The organism is Burkholderia cepacia GG4, assembly GCF_000292915.1.
Taxonomy (GTDB): Bacteria; Pseudomonadota; Gammaproteobacteria; order Burkholderiales; family Burkholderiaceae; genus Burkholderia; species Burkholderia cepacia_D.
The window spans coordinates 1,137,597-1,155,119 of sequence record NC_018513.1; the positions used below are offsets into that span (position 1 = coordinate 1,137,597).

Annotated in this window: 14 protein-coding genes and 1 tRNA gene; 8 read left to right on the forward strand and 7 right to left on the reverse strand. The window is 66.9% G+C overall.

Features of this window, described 5'->3' with window-relative positions:
* The first annotated feature begins 76 nt into the window (after nucleotides 1-76).
* The gene (locus tag GEM_RS05160) at nucleotides 77-478 is read left to right on the forward strand and encodes a hypothetical protein (RefSeq protein WP_080599359.1); all 402 of its coding nucleotides are present in this window, start codon (nucleotides 77-79) and stop codon (nucleotides 476-478) included.
* Nucleotides 479-665: 187 nt separating this feature from the next.
* Here the strand turns inward: GEM_RS05160 and GEM_RS05165 are convergent, their stop codons facing one another.
* Nucleotides 666-1,049, reverse strand: coding sequence for a hypothetical protein (locus GEM_RS05165; RefSeq protein ID WP_014896390.1), 384 nt, complete (start codon nucleotides 1,047-1,049; stop codon nucleotides 666-668).
* A gap of 144 nt (nucleotides 1,050-1,193) precedes the next feature.
* On the opposite strand from GEM_RS05165, the gene eco reads away from it, so the two are divergent.
* Nucleotides 1,194-1,694 (forward strand): serine protease inhibitor ecotin, encoded by a 501-nt coding sequence (gene eco / locus GEM_RS05170; RefSeq protein ID WP_014896391.1) that lies wholly within the window; start codon nucleotides 1,194-1,196, stop codon nucleotides 1,692-1,694.
* A gap of 742 nt (nucleotides 1,695-2,436) precedes the next feature.
* Here eco and GEM_RS05175 read toward each other — a convergent pair.
* Together GEM_RS05175 and GEM_RS05180 are read right to left on the reverse strand one after the other, a co-directional pair.
* A tRNA-Arg gene (locus tag GEM_RS05175) sits at nucleotides 2,437-2,511 on the reverse strand.
* 147 nt (nucleotides 2,512-2,658) lie between these two features.
* Nucleotides 2,659-2,841, reverse strand: a complete 183-nt coding sequence (locus GEM_RS05180) for a rubredoxin (RefSeq protein ID WP_012364402.1) — start codon at nucleotides 2,839-2,841, stop codon at nucleotides 2,659-2,661.
* A gap of 197 nt (nucleotides 2,842-3,038) precedes the next feature.
* Here GEM_RS05180 and GEM_RS05185 point away from each other — a divergent pair, with 197 nt between their 5' ends.
* The 5 genes from GEM_RS05185 to GEM_RS05205 all read left to right on the forward strand — a co-directional run bounded on the left by GEM_RS05185 (nucleotide 3,039) and on the right by GEM_RS05205 (nucleotide 11,129).
* Nucleotides 3,039-3,443, forward strand: a complete 405-nt coding sequence (locus GEM_RS05185) for a DUF4399 domain-containing protein (protein WP_014896393.1) — start codon at nucleotides 3,039-3,041, stop codon at nucleotides 3,441-3,443.
* Between the two features lie 196 nt (nucleotides 3,444-3,639).
* Nucleotides 3,640-5,625 carry an ATP-binding cassette domain-containing protein gene (locus GEM_RS05190; protein ID WP_187293240.1) on the forward strand — a complete coding sequence of 662 codons (1,986 nt, stop codon included), beginning with the start codon at nucleotides 3,640-3,642 and terminating at the stop codon, nucleotides 5,623-5,625.
* Nucleotides 5,626-5,894: 269 nt separating this feature from the next.
* Nucleotides 5,895-7,877 (forward strand): DNA topoisomerase IV subunit B, encoded by a 1,983-nt coding sequence (locus GEM_RS05195; protein WP_014896395.1) that lies wholly within the window; start codon nucleotides 5,895-5,897, stop codon nucleotides 7,875-7,877.
* A 224-nt stretch (nucleotides 7,878-8,101) separates the two neighbouring features.
* A complete protein-coding gene (gene parC, locus GEM_RS05200; protein ID WP_014896396.1) occupies nucleotides 8,102-10,423 on the forward strand; it encodes a DNA topoisomerase IV subunit A in 2,322 nt (773 codons plus the stop codon).
* Between the two features lie 247 nt (nucleotides 10,424-10,670).
* The gene (locus tag GEM_RS05205) at nucleotides 10,671-11,129 is read left to right on the forward strand and encodes a CopD family protein (RefSeq protein ID WP_014896397.1); all 459 of its coding nucleotides are present in this window, start codon (nucleotides 10,671-10,673) and stop codon (nucleotides 11,127-11,129) included.
* A gap of 43 nt (nucleotides 11,130-11,172) precedes the next feature.
* On the opposite strand, the gene GEM_RS05210 is transcribed toward GEM_RS05205, so the two are convergent.
* On the reverse strand, nucleotides 11,173-12,057 hold the full coding sequence (locus tag GEM_RS05210; RefSeq protein WP_014896398.1) for a LysR family transcriptional regulator: 885 nt from the start codon (nucleotides 12,055-12,057) through the stop codon (nucleotides 11,173-11,175).
* 115 nt (nucleotides 12,058-12,172) lie between these two features.
* Here GEM_RS05210 and GEM_RS05215 point away from each other — a divergent pair, with 115 nt between their 5' ends.
* Nucleotides 12,173-12,619 carry a multidrug/biocide efflux PACE transporter gene (locus GEM_RS05215; RefSeq protein ID WP_014896399.1) on the forward strand — a complete coding sequence of 149 codons (447 nt, stop codon included), beginning with the start codon at nucleotides 12,173-12,175 and terminating at the stop codon, nucleotides 12,617-12,619.
* 45 nt (nucleotides 12,620-12,664) lie between these two features.
* Here the strand turns inward: GEM_RS05215 and GEM_RS05220 are convergent, their stop codons facing one another.
* The 3 genes from GEM_RS05220 to GEM_RS05230 all read right to left on the reverse strand — a co-directional run bounded on the left by GEM_RS05220 (nucleotide 12,665) and on the right by GEM_RS05230 (nucleotide 17,520).
* Nucleotides 12,665-13,876, reverse strand: a complete 1,212-nt coding sequence (locus GEM_RS05220; RefSeq protein ID WP_014896400.1) for a chromate transporter — start codon at nucleotides 13,874-13,876, stop codon at nucleotides 12,665-12,667.
* 202 nt (nucleotides 13,877-14,078) lie between these two features.
* Complete coding sequence (locus GEM_RS05225) at nucleotides 14,079-16,418, reverse strand: EAL domain-containing protein (RefSeq protein ID WP_014896401.1); 2,340 nt, start codon at nucleotides 16,416-16,418, stop codon at nucleotides 14,079-14,081.
* 220 nt (nucleotides 16,419-16,638) lie between these two features.
* Entirely contained in the window at nucleotides 16,639-17,520 is an 882-nt protein-coding gene (locus tag GEM_RS05230; RefSeq protein ID WP_014896402.1) for a PhzF family phenazine biosynthesis protein, read from the reverse strand.
* Nucleotides 17,521-17,523: the final 3 nt, after the last annotated feature.

Consider the following 17,523-nt stretch of genomic DNA (forward strand, 5'->3'; position numbering starts at 1 on the left):
GCGCGTTTCGGCGTGCGTGATACCCGTAATGGTGCGTTACCACTTGCTGCATCTATTACGGCCGCGCGCAGCCACAATGCATCGCATCCAGTACCACTTCGCGTGGGAGTCCATCATGAAAAGAATTGCCGCAGTCTGTGTCCTTGCCGGTTCGCTCGTCGTGGCGGGCCCGGCGTCCGCGCATGGCCGCGACGGCGGCGCCGTCATCGGCGCGCTGATCGGCGGCGCGGTGCTTGGCGCGATCGTGACGTCCGCGATGAATCCGCCCGTCGCGTACCAGGCGCCCGTGTATCAGGCACCGGCCTATCAGCCGCCGACGTATTACCAGGCGCCGGCCTACCAGCAGCCGGCCTATCCGACCTACCAGCAGGCGCAGTACCAGGACGACGGCCCGAACTATTGCTACGACCGCTATCAGCGGGCGTATGTGTGCGGTGCGCCCGTGGCGGGCGGCTATGCGCAGCCGGCCGGCTGGTAAGCGGGTCGATGACCGGATTCGGCGCCGCGTGGCCGGCGCCGGTTGAACACACGGTACGCGGGACGACAATACAAAAGGAAGGCCCTCGCACGATGCGAGGGCCTTGGTCATTTTGCGAGCGGTAGTTCTTCTACGTCATGCGGCGGCCGTGCGAGGCCGCGTGCGGATACAAACGGTTGCAATTGAATCAGTGGCGATGGCCGCCGCCGTTGTCCTGGTCGCGCCCGCCAGCGTCGTTCCAGTCGCCGCGGCGTCCGCCGTCGCGTCCCCAGCCGCCGTGATTGCCGCGGTCGCCGCGATCGCCGCGTCCCCAGCCGCCGCGATCGCCGCGGTCGCCACGATCGCGATCCCAGCGGCGGTCGTCGCGGTGTCCGCGATCCCAGTCGCGCCCACCGCCGCCGCCGCCCCAGATATTGACCGTGCCGTAGACGGGCGCCGCCCCGTAGGCCGGCCCATACGCGTAGCCGGGATCGGAATAGTAGGGCTGTCCGTAGCCGTATCCGGCGTCCGGACCGACGACGCAGCCTGCCAGCAGCGTGGCGACGCCGGCGGCAGCAATGAGCTTCAGCATGATGTTCTCCGTTGATTCCCCTATAAATACCGCGCGCGGGGATTCCCGGCTGTATGCAATTGTGTCTTCAAATTACGGTGTCGTAAGGTCGCGCGGCGAAAGTGTTAGCATCCCGGGCCTATTTCGTTTATCAGGAGCACATCGATGAAATTCGCGATCCGGGCCGTCCTGGCCGCCTTTTGCGTGACCACGGCCGCTGCCTGCGCGGCCGGGCCCGCATCGGCACCGGCCGTGCCGGCCGAGTCGATCAAGATGTTCCCGCAGGCGGCGGCCGGCCAGCAGCGCGTCGTGATCGCGCTGCCCGCGCTCGAGAACGAAGGCGACGCGCGCGTCGAGCTGATGATCGGCAAGACGATGCAGACCGACTGCAACCAGCAATGGTTCGGTGGCGAACTGACCGCCGAGGACGTGAAGGGCTGGGGCTACACGTACTATCGGCTGACCGACGTGAAGGGGCCGGCGTCGACGCTGATGGCCTGCCCGGGCCAGGCGCCGCAGCAGCGGTTCGTACAGGTGCGCGGCGACGGCCAGCTGCTGCGCTACAACAGCCGCCTGCCGCTCGTCGTGTACGTGCCGGATGGTTTCGACGTGCGCTACCGCGTGTGGCACGCGTCGAAGGACGTGCAGCACGCCGTGACGCAGTAATGCATTGGCGCGGCCGCGCGCGGGCAGCTGCCGCCGCGCCGTGGTTCGCGCCGACGTAGCCGCGCGTGGTTTCTTTGTCGCGCCGTTACTTGCCGCTCGCGCCCGTGAGCGCCGGCAAAGAGGATAACGAACCGTTTGGCGTGCGGCACGGAACCCGGCGCACGGATTTCATTTACAAGCCGGCTGCGCGTACTTACGATGGCCCCAACTCGGGCTCGCGGAACAGCGTATGCGTACAGCCGATCGGGCGACGTTTGCCGCGCTCTGCCTTTGCCTTGCCGCATGTGGCGGCGGCGACGACAACGCGGCACCGGCACCGCAGACCGTTGCGGGCGCATCGACATCGTCCGCCGCACCTGCAGGCGCTGCGTCCGGTGCATCGACTTCATCGACGAACTCCGGCAGCCCGACGTCGACTGCCGGCGCGACCGGTACAGCGTCCGGCGCGACGCTTCGGCCTTCCAGCGGCACCAACCCGATTCTCGTCGCCGATGTGACGGTTTCTCCGCATGCGGAGAGCCAGTGGCGGCGAGCAGCGGTTTTACATCGCCGGGGATGCGGCGGCGGAAGGACGGCAGCGAGCTATTCGACTTCTGCCAGACGTATTTGCGCTTAGCGGACACGAGTGCGGAGAGGTGCAGCAGGGCCATTGGAGTACCGCATGTGGTAACCATTGTGGTACCCACGCACGACCCTGAGAACGCCGTCAGGCAAGCCAGAAAAGGCTTTGGAGGTATTGTCCTGGTCCCCCCGACAGGAATCGAACCTGTATCTAGCGCTTAGGAGGCGCTTGTTCTATCCATTGAACTACGGGGAGAGCCATGTCCGCGATTTCGCGCGCGAAGGCGCGAACGGGACGGCGATGTGGACAGCGCGCAGAGTATAGCAAACGCGCGGCGCATCGGCGGACGGAATGCGTGCCGATGCGCGCGTCGCGCGCCCGGCCGTGTTCAGAAACCCGAAATCAGAAATCGACGACGACGAAATCTTCCTTGCCCACGTCGCACAGCGGGCAGCGCCAGTCGGCGGGAATGTCGGCGAAACGGGTGCCGGCGGGGATTCCCTCGTCGGGCAGGCCTTCCGCTTCGTTGTAGACCCACCCGCAAATCAGGCAGACCCAGCTCTGGTATTCGATTACTTCGCTCATATGGCGCTCGGGAAGATGAAAGTCGGTGATGCCGCCCGCGGCGTGGCCGGCGGACGAAAGGCGCAATGGTACCGGAATTTCGCCGAACGCCTCCGCAACGTCGTTTTAAACGTACGCATCGCGAACAACGACCGTCATCGCGCGTGCCGGGCATGCAGTGTATGCTGCGTGAGCCTTTCAATCTGCAGGAGAAAACGATGCTCAACAAGAAGTGGATCGCGGGTACGGTATGTGTCGCGGCACTGGCCGTGTCGACCCTCGCGCGCGCCGAGGGACGCGTGTTCTTCGTCGAGCCGAAGGACGGCGCGACGGTTTCGAGCCCCGTGCATGTGAAGTTCGGCCTCGAAGGCATGGCACTCAAGCCAGCCGGCGACATGACGCCGGATACGGGCCACCATCACCTGCTGATCGACGGCAAGCCGGTGCCGAAGGGCGACGTGATCCCCGCCACCGACCATTCGCTGCACTTCGGCAAGGGTCAGACCGAAACCGACGTGAAGCTGCCGCCCGGCCAGCACACGCTGACGCTGCAGCTCGGCGAAGGCGCGCACCGTTCGTACGGTCCCGACCTGAGCTCGACGATCACGGTCGACGTGAAGTAATTGCGCATCCCGCGTGCTGGCGCCCGGCTCGGGAAACCCGGCCGGATGTCCGGCGCCGACGTCGCGCGACGGCGGCCGGGCGCTATCCCGGCTCCGTCCGCCGAGCGCGCGCCGTCATGCCGTCGCAGCACAAAATGAATCGCCCGCCGGCCTAGTCCGTCCGGCCATCCCGGCGCAGGCGTCCGCCACCGGTACAATGGGCGCTTCCGATTTCTCTCTTCGCCGTTTCCCCATGTCGCTTTATTCCATTACCGGCGCGCAACTCGCGTTCGGTCACGTCGCATTGCTCGATCACGCGGACTTCTCGCTGGAGGCCGGCGAGCGCGTCGGCCTGATTGGTCGCAACGGGGCGGGCAAGTCGTCGCTGCTGAAGATCGTCGCCGGGCTCGCGAAACCCGATGACGGGCTGATCACGCGCCAGCAGGAGCTCGTGACCGTCTACGTGCCGCAGGAGCCCGAATTCGAACCCGGCGCGACCGTGTTCGAAGCGGTGGCATCGGGGCTCACGCACACGCGCGAAGTCCTCGAAGAATACGATTCGATCGTGCACCGCCTTGCGGAGACGCCCGAAGGCGCCGAGCACGACGCGCTGCTCGCGCGGATGAACGCGCTGCAGTCGTCGCTCGACGCGCACGATGCGTGGAACTGGCGCACGCGCGTGTCGATGACGCTCGCGCAGATCGGCCTGACGGACGGCGACGCGCCAGTCGACGCGCTGTCGGGCGGGATGCAGAAGCGCGTCGCGCTGGCCCGGGCGCTGGTGCTGCAGCCCGACGTGCTGCTGCTCGACGAACCGACCAACCACCTCGACTTCGACGGCATCCGCTGGCTGGAAGAACTGCTCGTCTCGCAGCGCGCGGGCCTGCTGTTCATCACCCACGATCGCGCGTTCCTCGACCGCGTCGCGACGCGTATCGTCGAGCTGGATCGCGGCCGGCTGCTGTCGTATCCGGGCAATTTCTCCGCATACCAGACGCGCAAGGCGCAGCAGCTCGAAGTCGAGCGTGTGGAAAACGAGAAGTTCGACAAGCTGCTCGCGCAGGAAGAAGTGTGGATCCGCAAGGGCGTCGAGGCGCGCCGCACGCGCAGCGTCGGCCGCATCGCGCGGCTCGTGCAGATGCGCAACGAGCGTGCGGAGCGCCGCAACTCGCAGGGCAACGTGAAGCTCGACGTCGCGCAGGGCGAGAAGTCGGGCAAGATCGTCGCGGAGCTGACGGACGTGACGAAGCGCTACGGCGATCGCACGGTCGTCGACACCTTCTCGACGACGGTCATGCGCGGCGACAAGATCGGTTTCGTCGGCCCGAACGGCGCCGGCAAGACCACGCTGCTCAAGTTGATCCTCGGCGAGCTGAAGCCCGACGCGGGCACGGTGCGCACCGGCACGAACCTGCAGGTCGCGTATTTCGACCAGATGCGCGCGCAGCTCGACCAGGAAAAGAGCCTGGCCGACACGATCAGCCCCGGCAGCGAATGGGTCGAGATCGGCGGCGTGCGCAAGCACGTGATGAGCTATCTCGGCGACTTCCTGTTCGCGCCGGAACGCGCGCGTTCGCCGGTGAAGTCGCTGTCGGGCGGCGAGCGCAACCGGCTGCTGCTCGCGCGTCTGTTCGCGCGTCCGGCCAACGTGCTGGTGCTCGACGAACCGACCAACGACCTCGACATCCCGACGCTCGAACTGCTCGAAGAGCTGCTGGCCGACTACGACGGCACGGTGCTGCTCGTCAGCCATGATCGCGCATTCCTCGACAACGTCGCGACGTCGGTGATCGCGGCCGAGGGCGACGGCAAGTGGCGCGAATATGTCGGCGGCTTCACCGACTGGCAGATCCAGAGCGAGCGGTCGCAGCAACTCGCACAGCAGGAAGCGGCGAAGCGCGCGGTGAAGGAAGCGGCGCCGGTCAAGGAAGACGCGGCGAAAAGCGCGGCCGGCCGCAACGCGCAGCGCACGGTGAAGCTTTCGTTCAACGAGCAGCGCGAGCTCGATTCGCTGCCGGAGAAGATTGCAGCGCTCGAGGAAGAACAGAAGACGATCAACGCGCAGCTCGAAGACGGCTCGATCTTCGCGAAGGATCCGCAGGAAGGCACGCGCCTGACCGAGCGGTTCGCGGCGATCGACGATGAACTTCTCGCCGCGCTCGAGCGGTGGGAGACGCTCGAGGCGAAGCGCAAGCCGGCCTGATGCATCGCGCGGGCGGGCCCGGCCGGCGCCCCTTGGCCGGCTGCCCGGCCTGCGGCGACACTGCGACGATCTAGCGATGGCGCGCCACGCGGAACCAGTAAAATACCGCGCGTCCCGGGTCGCGCAGCGCATGCCGCGCGCCCGCTTTCGGAGCAGTCCAAGCACACCGTTGTTTCGATTCGCTTTTTTACCGAACTCAACGTTTTGTCCACGACGTTATCCACACGAGATGTGGACAACGTCCCGATGAATGACGAAATTCAGCGCCTATGTCAACGAAGAAGCCCAGCGTGGCCTATAGCGAAGCATCGATCAAGGTGCTCAAGGGCCTCGAGCCGGTCAAGCAGCGGCCCGGCATGTACACCCGTACCGAAAATCCGCTGCACATCATCCAGGAAGTCATCGACAACGCGTCCGACGAGGCGCTCGGCGGCTACGGCAAGCAGATCACGGTCACGCTGCACGCCGACCAGTCGGTGTCGGTCGAGGACGATGGTCGCGGCATCCCGTTCGGCATGCACCCCGAAGAAGGCGTGCCGGTCGTCGAGATCGTGTTCACGCGCCTGCACGCGGGCGGCAAGTTCGACAAGGCCGCCGGCGGCGCATACACGTTCTCGGGCGGTTTGCACGGCGTCGGCGTGTCGGTGACGAACGCACTCGCGACGCGCCTCGACGTAACGGTCTGGCGCGACAGCAAGATCGCGCAGCTCGGCTTCGCCGATGGCGATGTCGTGAAGCCGCTGGCGACGCAAGGCGCCGGCCGCGGCGAGAAGAAATCCGGCACGCGCGTGCAGGTGTGGCCGAATCCGAAGTATTTCGATTCGCCGAACCTGCCGCTCGGCGAGCTGCAGCGCCTGCTGCGCTCGAAGGCCGTGCTGCTGCCGGGCGTCGAGGTCGTGCTCGTCAACGAGAAGAGCGGCGAGCGCCAGACCTGGAAATACGAGGACGGCCTGCGCGGCTACCTGCTCGACGAGATGAACGGCAGCGAGCTGCTGATTCCGTTGTTCGAAGGCGAGCGCTTCGCCGATGCGCGGTCGAGCGACGACACGTTCGCCGAGGGCGAGGGCGCGTCGTGGGTCGTCGCATGGAGCGAGGAAGGCTCGCTCGTGCGCGAGTCGTACGTGAACCTGATCCCGACGCCGGCCGGCGGCACGCACGAGTCGGGCCTGCGCGACGGTCTCTACCAGGCGGTGAAAAGCTTCGTCGAACTGCACAACCTGCAGCCGAAGGGCGTGAAGCTGCTCGCGGAAGACGTGTTCGCGCGTGTGTCGTTCGTGCTGTCCGCGAAGGTGCTCGATCCGCAGTTCCAGGGGCAGATCAAGGAACGCCTGAACAGCCGCGACGCAGTGAAGCTCGTGTCGTCGTTCTCGCGTCCCGCGCTCGAACTGTGGCTGAACCAGCACGTCGAGCTCGGCAAGAAGCTCGCCGAACTCGTGATCAAGCAGGCGCAGGCGCGCACGCGCGCGGGCCAGAAGGTCGAGAAGCGCAAGAGCTCGGGCGTCGCGGTGCTGCCGGGCAAGCTGACCGACTGCGAGACGGAAGATATCGCGCGCAACGAACTGTTCCTCGTCGAGGGCGACTCGGCGGGCGGCTCCGCGAAGATGGGCCGCGACAAGGAATACCAGGCGATCCTGCCGCTGCGCGGCAAGGTGCTGAACACGTGGGAAACCGAGCGTGACCGCTTGTTCGCGAACAACGAGGTGCACGACATCTCGGTCGCGATCGGCGTCGATCCGCACAGCCCGGACGACACCGTCGACCTGTCGAACCTGCGCTACGGCAAGATCTGCATCCTGTCGGATGCGGACGTCGACGGCTCGCACATCCAGGTGCTGCTGCTCACGCTGTTCTTCAAGCATTTCCCGCAGCTGATCGAGCGCGGTCACGTGCATGTCGCGCGGCCGCCGCTGTTCCGGGTCGACGCGCCCGCGCGCGGCAAGAAGCCCGCGCAGAAGCTCTATGCGCTCGACGAAGGCGAACTCGAGGCGACCCTCGACAAGCTGCGCAAGGACGGCGTGCGCGACACGCAGTGGAGCATCAGCCGCTTCAAGGGTCTCGGCGAAATGAGCGCGGAGCAGCTGTGGGACACGACGATGAACCCCGACACGCGCCGCCTGATGCCGGTGAAGCTCGGCGAGCTCGACTACGAGGCAACCGTCGCGCGCATGACGATGCTGATGGGCAAGGGCGAGGCAGCCGCGCGGCGCGGCTGGCTCGAGGAAAAGGGCAACGACGTCGAAGCGGACATTTAGTGCAGTGTTCGACACCAATCGGCACTGATGCGCTGCGCCTTCGCGCCCGTGGCGGCGTCGCACATCCTCGCGATGCCGCCCGGCATCGCTGCGGTTTGCTTCTTGCCACGAACGCGAATCCGCTGGCGCATCAGCACTGCTTGGCATCGAACACGACACAGCATCTGCGCGGCCGGGCATGACGCCCGGCCCGGCCTCACGCCACTTACGAATACGGAATTCAGATGGACGACAATACTTCCGATCTCTTCGCCGGGTCCGATGCACCGGGCGCCGATGCGCTGACGCTCGGCAACTACGCGGAGCAGGCGTACCTCAGCTACGCGGTCAGCGTCGTGAAGAGCCGCGCGCTGCCCGACGTGTGCGACGGCCAGAAGCCGGTGCAGCGCCGGATCCTGTTCGCGATGAACGAAATGGGCCTCGGTCCCGACGCGAAGCCGGTGAAGTCGGCGCGCGTGGTCGGCGACGTGCTCGGTAAATACCATCCGCACGGCGACCAGTCGGCCTACGACGCGCTTGTGCGTCTCGCGCAGGATTTCTCGCTGCGCTATCCGCTGATCGATGGGCAGGGCAACTTTGGCTCACGCGACGGCGACGGCGCGGCGGCGATGCGATACACCGAAGCGCGGCTCACGCCGATCTCGAAGCTGCTGCTCGACGAGATCGACCAGGGCACGGTCGACTTCATGCCGAACTACGACGGCTCGTTCGAGGAACCGAAGACGCTGCCGAGCCGCATGCCGTTCGTGTTGCTGAACGGCGCGTCGGGCATCGCGGTCGGTCTCGCCACCGAAATCCCCTCGCACAACCTGCGCGAGGTCGCGGCGGCGGCGGTCGCATTGATCCGCAATCCGAAGCTCACGCACGCGGAACTGGTGAACCTGATCCCCGGCCCGGACTTCCCGGGCGGCGGCCAGATCATCTCGAGCGACACCGAGATCGCGGCGGCCTATGAATCCGGCCGCGGCAGCCTGAAGGTGCGCGCGCGCTGGAAGATCGAGGATCTCGCGCGCGGCCAGTGGCAGCTCGTCGTCACCGAGCTGCCGCCGAACACGTCGGGCCAGAAGGTGCTCGAGGAAATCGAGGAACTGACCAACCCGAAGCTCAAGCTCGGCAAGAAGACGCTGACGCCCGAGCAGCTCAACACGAAGAAGGCGATGCTCGACCTGCTCGACGCGGTGCGCGACGAGTCGGGCAAGGAAGCGGCGGTGCGGCTCGTGTTCGAGCCGAAGTCGCGCACGATCGACCAGACGGAATTCGTGAACACGCTGCTCGCGTACACGAGCCTCGAGTCGAATGCGACGCTGAACCTCGTGATGATCGGCGCCGACGGCCGGCCGGGCCAGAAGGGGCTGCTGACGATCCTCGACGAATGGGTGAAGTTCCGCCAGCTGACGATGACGCGCCGGTGCCGCCATCGTCTCGCGAAGGTCGACGACCGCATCCACATCCTCGAAGGGCGGATGATCGTCTTCCTGAACATCGACGAGGTGATCCGCATCATCCGCGAGGCCGACGAGCCGAAGGCCGCGCTGATGAGCGCGTTCGGCCTCACCGACCGCCAGGCCGAAGACATCCTCGAAATCCGCCTGCGCCAGCTCGCGCGGCTCGAGAAGATCAAGATCGAGAAGGAACTCGAAGCGCTGCGCGACGAGAAGGCGAAACTCGAGGAACTGCTCGCGAACGAAAGCGCGATGAAGCGGCTGATGATCAAGGAGATCGAGGCCGACGCGAAGCAGTACGGCGACGATCGCCGCACGCTGATCCAGCAGGAAAAGCGCGCGACGTTCGAGGCGAAGGTGGTCGACGAGCCGGTGACGGTCGTCGTGTCGCAGAAGGGCTGGGTGCGCGCGCTGAAGGGCCATGGGCTCGACCCGGCCGGCTTCACGTTCAAAGCCGGCGATCATCTGTACGCGGCGTTCCAGTGCCGCACACCGGACCGGCTGATCGCGTGGGGCAGCAGCGGCCGCGTGTACTCGGTCGACGTGTCGGTGCTGCCGGGCGGCCGCGGCGACGGCGTGCCCGTGACGTCGCTGATCGAGCTCGAATCGGGCTCGCACCTGATGCACTACTACGCTGCGCCGGCCGAGCAGCAGCTGCTGCTCGCGTCGAGCAACGGCTTCGGCTTCCTCGCGAAGGTCGGCGACATGGTGAGCCGCGTGAAGGCCGGCAAGTCGTTCATGACAATCGATCCGGGCGCGGTGCCGCTTGCGCCGATGCCGGTGCTGCCGAACGCGACCCAGGTCGCGTGTCTGTCGAGCGGCGGCCGGCTGCTGGTGTTCGGGATGGACGAGATGAAGACGCTGTCGGGCGGCGGCCGCGGCGTGATCCTGATGGCGCTCGACGACAAGGAAACGCTCGTGCAGGCGCTCGCGATCGATCCGGCCGGCGTCGTGCTGATCGGCACCGGTCGCGGCGGCAAGGCGCAGGACGAAACGCTGTCGTATGCGGGGCTCGCGCCGCACGTCGGCAAGCGCGCACGCAAGGGCCGCGCGCCGGACACGAAGCTCAAGGTCGTCAACGAGCTGCGTCCGCTGCTCGGCTGACGCCGAATCCGGTCGCCGGTCGACCGGCATCGAAGGCCGCACCTCCGCTTAGGCGGGCGTGCGGCCTGTTATTTTTTGGGACGACGTATTCAGGTAAGCGAGAGTGGCGCCGTCATGCGGAACTTGCAAAATATTGTGAAATGCCGCCAGGGGCCTGAACCGAGCGGCGGCACGCCGGTCGAACGTCGCTCGAGACCGCGCGTGACGCGGCTGTTCGTTGCACATAACCCATAACAGGATTGCCGCCATGTCCCACGCTGTTGCCGTTGCGCTGTTTCTTCATCTGCTGGCCGTCGCCGTGTGGGTGGGCGGCATGGTCTTCGCGAACTTCTGCCTGCGCCCGGCGCTGTCCGACCTGACGCCGCAGCTTCGGCTGCCGCTGATCGAGAGCGTGTTCGGCCGCTTCTTCAACTGGGTGTCGGGCTCGGTGATCGTGATCCTGCTGTCCGGCGGTTTCCTGCTGATGGCATTCGGCGGCGCGCACGCGACGTGGACGCTGCATGCGATGGCCGGGCTCGGCGTCGTGATGATGCTGATCTTCGGCCATATCCGCTTCGCGCTGTTCCCGCGCATCCGCCGCGCGGTGCAGTCGCAGAACTGGCCGGACGGTGCGCGCGCGGTGAACACGGTGCGCCTGCTGGTCGTCGTCAACCTCGTGCTCGGTGTCGTGACGGTCGGCGCGGCCGTGCTGTCGCGCGGTTTCTGAGCTTGCGGCGCCGCTTGGCGCCAGGCGCCGGCGTGGCGCGCTGCTACGCGGCCAGCATCGCGTCGAGCAGCCATGCACCGGCCGGGCCGAGCGGCCGGTTGCGCGACCATACCGCATCGACCCGCACCCGGCGCGGCCAGCCGCGCGAGCGCAGCTCGCACAGGCGATCGCGCGCGAAGTGGTCGACCATCCAGCGCGGCAGCTCGGCCCAGCCGAACCCCAACACCGCCATCTCCAGCAGCATCAGATAGCTTGGCGCGAGCCAGCGCTGCGTGCCGACGACGATCCGGCCGTCGGCGCCGCGATCTTCCGGTTTCACGTAGGTGTTGAGGCGCAGCTCGCGCGCGTCGCGCAGCGCGGCATGCGGGACTTCGGCGTCGCCGTATGCCGCGAGCGCGTGCATGCGCCCGACGAACAAGCCGATCTCCGATTCCTCCGCCACCGTTGCCGCGCCGATATCGGGCGGGTAGGCGGCGCGCGCGGCCATCAGCCCGAGCTGCGCGCGGCCCTGCTGGATCAGGTCGAGCACATCCTCGTGCTCGGCGATCTGGCATTCGAGTTCGAGCGCCGGAAAGCGCCGTTCGAGCGCCATCAACGTTTCCTCGTAACGCTTCGACTGGTAGGTATCGGACACGACGAGCGTGAGCCGCGCTTCCTCGCCCTGCGCGAGCCGCGCGGCCGTGCGATCGATCGCCGCGCCGGCTTCCAGCGCGCGCTGCACCTGCGGCAGCAGCGCGCGTCCGGCATCGGTCAGCGTCGGCGTACGCGTCGAGCGGTCGAACAGCTGCACGCCGAGGTCGATCTCGAGGTTCGCGATCGCTTCGGACACGGTCGACTGGCGCTTGCCGAGCTTGCGCGCGGCGGCCGTGAACGAGCCGAGCAGCGCAGCTTCGACGAAGGCGAGCAGGGCTTCGGGGGCGTGACGCATGCGGCGTCCTCATGGCGTTATATCGGTAAAACCGATGATATCAAACTGGATTCATACGGTTTTGCCGATCAAAATGACCGGCATGAGCTGAACCAACGAAGCATCGGAGGGAACCATGAAACATGTGAACAAAACGGTGGCGGAACGCCTCGTGCACGCGCTGACGTTCGAATTGGTGGCGATCGCTCTGTGCGCGCCGATCGGCGCGTGGCTGCTCGACATGCCGGTGTCGCACGTCGGCGTGCTGACGGTGATGGTGTCGCTGATCGCGATGGCGTGGAACATGACGTTCAACACGCTGTTCGACCGCATCGAGCGGCGTGCGGGACTGACGCGCACGCTTGGCATGCGGATTGCGCATGCGGTCATGTTCGAGCTCGGTCTGGTCGCGATGGTGGTGCCGGTTGCAGCGTGGTGGCTGAACGTGAGCCTCGTCGAGGCGCTGCTGCTCGACCTCGGCATCGTGCTGTTCTTCCTGCCTTATACGTTCTGTTTCAACCTCGCGTACGACGCGCTGCGGGCTCGCTGGGTCGCCCGCCGGGTCGCGATGCAGGCAGGCTGAGCGTTACGCGGCCGGCGGCGTGGGGGCGTCGACTGCGGACGCCCGTCAGTGCGCGGCGGCCCACAGCCACACGCCGCACGCGATCGCGACCGCGCCGTAGACGGCGTACACGGGCACCTTGAAGCGTGCGAAGCACAGCGCCGCGAATGCGCCGGTCACCCAATAGACCGGATCGGCCGGTTCGCGATGCAGGATCTTCACGACGGCGACGACGAGAAAGCCCGTCGTCGCCGCGCGCAGCAGGTGCATGCCGTGCTCGAAGCGCGAATGGCGCTTGAGCCGGAACAGGTGGTTCCGTGCAAATACCACGAGACATCCCGACGGAATGAACAGCGCGGCGGTCGCGAGCAGCGCACCGACCCAGCCGTCCGTCAGGTAGCCGAGAAACGGCACGACGTTCAGCAGCGGTCCGGGCGACACCGGCGACAGCGCGAAGGCCAGTGTAAAGTCGTGGTCCGAGATGCCGGTTGCCGGCGACACGAACAACGCCTTGAGCACGGGCAGCGCGGAGAAGCCGCCGCCGAACAGTGTCATGCCGGCGCCGGCGAGCCGCGGCCACAGCAGCGTCACCTGGTAGTCGCCGGGCAGCGGCACCGCGAACAGCGTGACGAGAATCGCCAGCAGCACGAGCAGGTTGCGGTCGCGCTTCGACAGTGTGAAATCGACCGTGTCGTCTTGCGACGGCCCGGTGAGCCAGCCTGCTGCAAACGCAGCGAAGAGAATGCCGACGAAAGCGGTAGGACTCTGCGCAAAAGCGAGCAGAATCGTCGACAGCGCGGCGATCAGACGTTCGAGCCGGGTGCGCGCGAGCGTGCGCAATTGCCTGCACCACGTCACGCCGATCAGCGCGGCGAGCACCATCCCGAAGTGATTGATCAGCACCGGCGCGGCGAGCGAGCGTACGACCGGCGTGCGATAGAAGATCGCGAACAGCGTCATCAGCACGGAAAACGGCAGCACGCTCGCGATGCCGGCGACCCATGCGCCGACGCGGCCGTGCAGCGTCTGGCCGACCTGTACCGCGACATTGCAGCCGACCGGGCCTGGCACCAGCCACGCGAGCGCGACGAGATCGGCGAACATGTGCGGCTCGATGCGCTGCAACCGGTCGACGTAGTGGCGTTCGAGCTGTGCCATCATCGAGAGCCCACCCCATGACATGGCGGAAATGCCGGCGATGACCTTGAACAAGGTCCACAGGGATGCCTCTTGTGCCCGTTCGACACGTTTGGCCGCTTCGACTTCGACGGTGGTCATGATTGTGCTGTTGGTGCAGGGCCGATCTCGCGCATACGGACATGCCGGCGGCCCGCCGACACGCTGGCCCTCCGGATTGTCCGCCGCGCACCGTGACACTGCCATGCGCGAAAACGCTAGTAAATGGACTAAACAACCGGATCGGAAGCCGAAACAATCGGCGTGCGGCGCAACAAGTGTGCCGTGGGGGGCGGCGGGGCGCTCAGACGCCTGCGCTGCCCGTCGCGCGGTGCGCGATGACGTTCGGCCGGTCGCCGCGCACGCCGAAGCGCGCGATCAGCGCCGGGATCGCATCGGCCGGCACGGGCCGCGAGAACAGGAAGCCCTGCGCCTCGATCTCGCCGAGCGCGGACAGCCAGATGATCTGCTCCTCGGTCTCGGTGCCCTCGACGACGACCGTCAGGCCGAGCGAGCGGGCGAGATGCACGATCGACGACACCATCACGCACACGCTGCGATCGTTCGGAATCGCCTGCACGAACGAACGGTCGACCTTCAGCGTATCGACGGAGAAGCGGTGCAGGTACGACAGCGACGAATAGCCGGTGCCGAAATCGTCGAGCGCGATCCGGATGCCGAGCTTCTTCAGCGCGACGATCTTCTCGGACACGAGCTCCGGGTATTCCATCATCGCAGTCTCGGTGATCTCGAGTTCGAGCCGGTTCGCGTCGATGCCGGTTTCCTGCAGCGTGCGCGAGATCGTCTCGATCAGGTCGCCGCGCCAGAATTGCACGGGCGAGATGTTGACCGCGAGCGTCAGCGTGTCGTGGCCGTCGTCACGCCAGCGCGCGATCTGCTCACACGCGGTGCGGATCACGAAGTCGCCGATCGGCACGATCAGGCCCGTCGATTCGGCGATCGAAATGAATTCGTTCGCGGAGATGATGCCGTGCTCGGGATGGTCCCAGCGTGCGAGCGCCTCGAAGCCCGTGATCGTGCGATGCGTGAGGTCGATCTTCGGCTGGTACGCGAGGAACAGCTGTTGCTCGGCGAGCGCGACGCGCAATTGTTGTTCCCAGCGCATCAGGTGGTCCGCGCGGTGCGACAGGTGCGGCGCATAGAACTGGTAGCAGTTCTTGCCGGCATCCTTGGCGCTGTACATTGCGAGATCGGCCTTTTTCAGCAGGTCGATCTCGCTTTCGTTTGCGACGGTGTGCAGCGCGATGCCGATGCTTGCATGCAGCACGAACGAACTGCCGCGCACGTCGAACGGCTCGCCGAACATCCGGATGATCGCTTCCGCGAGCCGCACCGCGCGCCGTTCGACGTCGTCGCCCTTCATCACGACGACGAACTCGTCGCCGCCGATCCGCGCGAGCGACCCTTCGTCGCCGACCGCATCCGACAGGCGCGACGCGGTCATCTGCAGCACGATGTCGCCGGCGTTGTGGCCGAGCGTGTCGTTGACGGTCTTGAAGTTGTCGAGATCGATGAACAGCAGGCCGAGCCGCGAAAGGCTCGTCGGCAGCGCCACCTCGTTGCGCAGCCCGCGCAGCGTCGCGTAGCGGTTCGCGAGACCGGTGAGCAGGTCGTATTCGGCGAGCTGGGTCATCTCGCGCTCGCGGCCGAGCAGCTTGCCGATCAGGCCCGTCGCGACACCGAAGAACGCGAGCATCGCGAGCGTGATGAAGCTCGTCATCAGCAGGTAGACGTTGCGCGTGTGGTAGTAGTCCGCGTATTCCTCGGTCTGCGACAGCCCGACCATCACCGCGAGCGGGTAGCCGTCGAGATGGCGGTACGACACGATGCGCGTCACGCCGTCGATCGGATCGAGGATCGTGCCCGTCACGCGCTCGGCGATCGGGTACACGCCCGACGCGGAGAACGCGCCCGGCGCGTTGCTGACCGAGCCGGTGCGGCGCGCAAGCACGGCGCCGGTGTCGGACACGACGGAGATCACGCCTTCCTTGCCGATCGCCGCGTTGTTGTAGAAGTCGTTCGTGAAATAGCTCGGGTCTTCCGACACGACGACGATGCCGGCGAAGCTGCCGTCCGGGTTGTTCAGGCGGCGCGTCATCTGCAGCGTCCAGTGGCTCGATACGCGGCCGAGCACGGGCTTGCTGATGTACAGGCGGTCGTCGTTGTGCGAGAGGTGGACCCTGAAGTGCTCGCGATCGGACAGGTTGATCGGCAGCGGATGGCGCTCGGCCGTGTTCGCGAACAGGATGCCTTTCGCGTTGACGAGCGAGACCTGGATCAGCGTGTCGCTCGGCACGACGCCTTTCTCGACCGTGCTCGCGAGGTTGAAGCGCGACGGCGATTTCTCGAACTCGAACTTGACGAAGCGGGTGATCTGGTCGACCTGGTGGATCGCCTTCACCGTATGCTGTTCGAGCGCGGACGACAGGATCGCCGCGGATGCCGCCGCTTCCTTGAACGCGCTGTCCTTTTCGACCGCCAGCCGCGCGACGATTACCGCCCACAGCAGCGCAAGCGCCAGCATCCCGAGCAGCGGGATCGCGAACAGCGCGCGCCGGCGCGACTTGCGCGGCGCGCGCAGCGGCCGGGTCGGTGGCGTGTGGTTGGTCCGGGCGGAGCTCATCGAAAAAGGGCGGCGTCCTGCGCGCGTGCGCCATCCCCGTCGGAATGGCCGGCTATGGCTAGGGTCGCACCGGCGTCTGTTCGTTCGCGGGACGCGCAACCATGGACAGACCCGCCGAAGCGACGGATTAGGCCCGATATTACTGGCTGGAACGTTTTTGCGATAGCCGGGTGAATCGTAGGGTGCCGGCGGGGCCGGCACCATCGCACCTTGCGAAACGTCAGGCGGGCGCCTGGAACGTGCCGTCGACGATCGTGACGGCGTGCCCGCCGATCCAGATCGTACCGTCGTCGCCGTAGCGGACGAAGACGCGGCCGTCGCGGCCGATCGCCGTGCCCTGGCGGGCGGTATACGACGTGCCGGGGCGGCGCTGCTGGCGGCTCAGCAGCCCGGCCAGCGCGGCGTTGGCACTGCCGGTGACGGGGTCCTCGCCGACGCCGAAGTTGCCGCCGGTCATCAGGCAGCGGATTTCGAACGTCGCGGGGCCGCCTTCGGCGTGCGGCGCGTAGACCGCGAGGCCGTCCGCGCCGTAGCGGTGCGTGAGTGCCTCCAGCGCGGCCGGATCGGGCGTCAGGCCGATGCACGCGTCGGCCGACTTCAGCCGCACGACTAGCCACGGCGCGCCGTTGTCGACTGCGCACGGCTCGGCATCCAGGTCGATCGCATCGCTGCGCAACGCGGCAGCGAGCGCCGCGTAGTCCGAACGGTCGAGCGGCGTGACGCGTGCCGGAGGCGCGGCGAACGCCCAGCCGTCGGCCTGCTCGCGCAGCGCGACCCGGCCGACCCCGCACTGCTGGATCAGCCGGCCCGGCGTGCGCGGCTGCGCGCCGCTTTCCAGGAACGCATGCGCGGTGCCCAGCGTCGGGTGGCCGGCGAACGGCAGTTCGCCGCACGGCGTGAAGATCCGTACGCGGTAGTCGGCTTCCGGATCGGTCGGCGTGCAGACGAACGTCGTTTCCGACAGGTTCGTCCAGCGGGCGATCTCGAGCATGGCGTCGTCGCCGAAAGAATCGGCGTCGAACACCACGGCGAGCGCGTTGCCCTTGAACGGCACCGACGTGAACACGTCAACCTGCTTGAAGCGGACGAGACGGCCGGGCATCGC

Bases quoted from the DNA above. Each gene is read 5' to 3' on its own strand.
- GEM_RS05165 (WP_014896390.1), bottom strand. From the start codon at position 1,049: ATGCTGAAGCTCATTGCTGCCGCCGGCGTCGCCACGCTGCTGGCAGGC.
- GEM_RS05190 (WP_187293240.1), top strand. From the start codon at position 3,640: ATGGGCGCTTCCGATTTCTCTCTTCGCCGTTTCCCCATGTCGCTTTAT.
- GEM_RS05225 (WP_014896401.1), bottom strand. From the start codon at position 16,418: ATGAGCTCCGCCCGGACCAACCACACGCCACCGACCCGGCCGCTGCGC.
- GEM_RS05160 (WP_080599359.1), top strand. From the start codon at position 77: ATGCATCGCATCCAGTACCACTTCGCGTGGGAGTCCATCATGAAAAGA.
- GEM_RS05230 (WP_014896402.1), bottom strand. From the start codon at position 17,520: ATGCCCGGCCGTCTCGTCCGCTTCAAGCAGGTTGACGTGTTCACGTCG.
- GEM_RS05215 (WP_014896399.1), top strand. From the start codon at position 12,173: ATGAAACATGTGAACAAAACGGTGGCGGAACGCCTCGTGCACGCGCTG.
- GEM_RS05210 (WP_014896398.1), bottom strand. From the start codon at position 12,057: ATGCGTCACGCCCCCGAAGCCCTGCTCGCCTTCGTCGAAGCTGCGCTG.
- GEM_RS05205 (WP_014896397.1), top strand. From the start codon at position 10,671: ATGTCCCACGCTGTTGCCGTTGCGCTGTTTCTTCATCTGCTGGCCGTC.
- GEM_RS05220 (WP_014896400.1), bottom strand. From the start codon at position 13,876: ATGACCACCGTCGAAGTCGAAGCGGCCAAACGTGTCGAACGGGCACAA.
- eco (WP_014896391.1), top strand. From the start codon at position 1,194: ATGAAATTCGCGATCCGGGCCGTCCTGGCCGCCTTTTGCGTGACCACG.
- parC (WP_014896396.1), top strand. From the start codon at position 8,102: ATGGACGACAATACTTCCGATCTCTTCGCCGGGTCCGATGCACCGGGC.
- GEM_RS05180 (WP_012364402.1), bottom strand. From the start codon at position 2,841: ATGAGCGAAGTAATCGAATACCAGAGCTGGGTCTGCCTGATTTGCGGG.
- GEM_RS05185 (WP_014896393.1), top strand. From the start codon at position 3,039: ATGCTCAACAAGAAGTGGATCGCGGGTACGGTATGTGTCGCGGCACTG.
- GEM_RS05195 (WP_014896395.1), top strand. From the start codon at position 5,895: ATGTCAACGAAGAAGCCCAGCGTGGCCTATAGCGAAGCATCGATCAAG.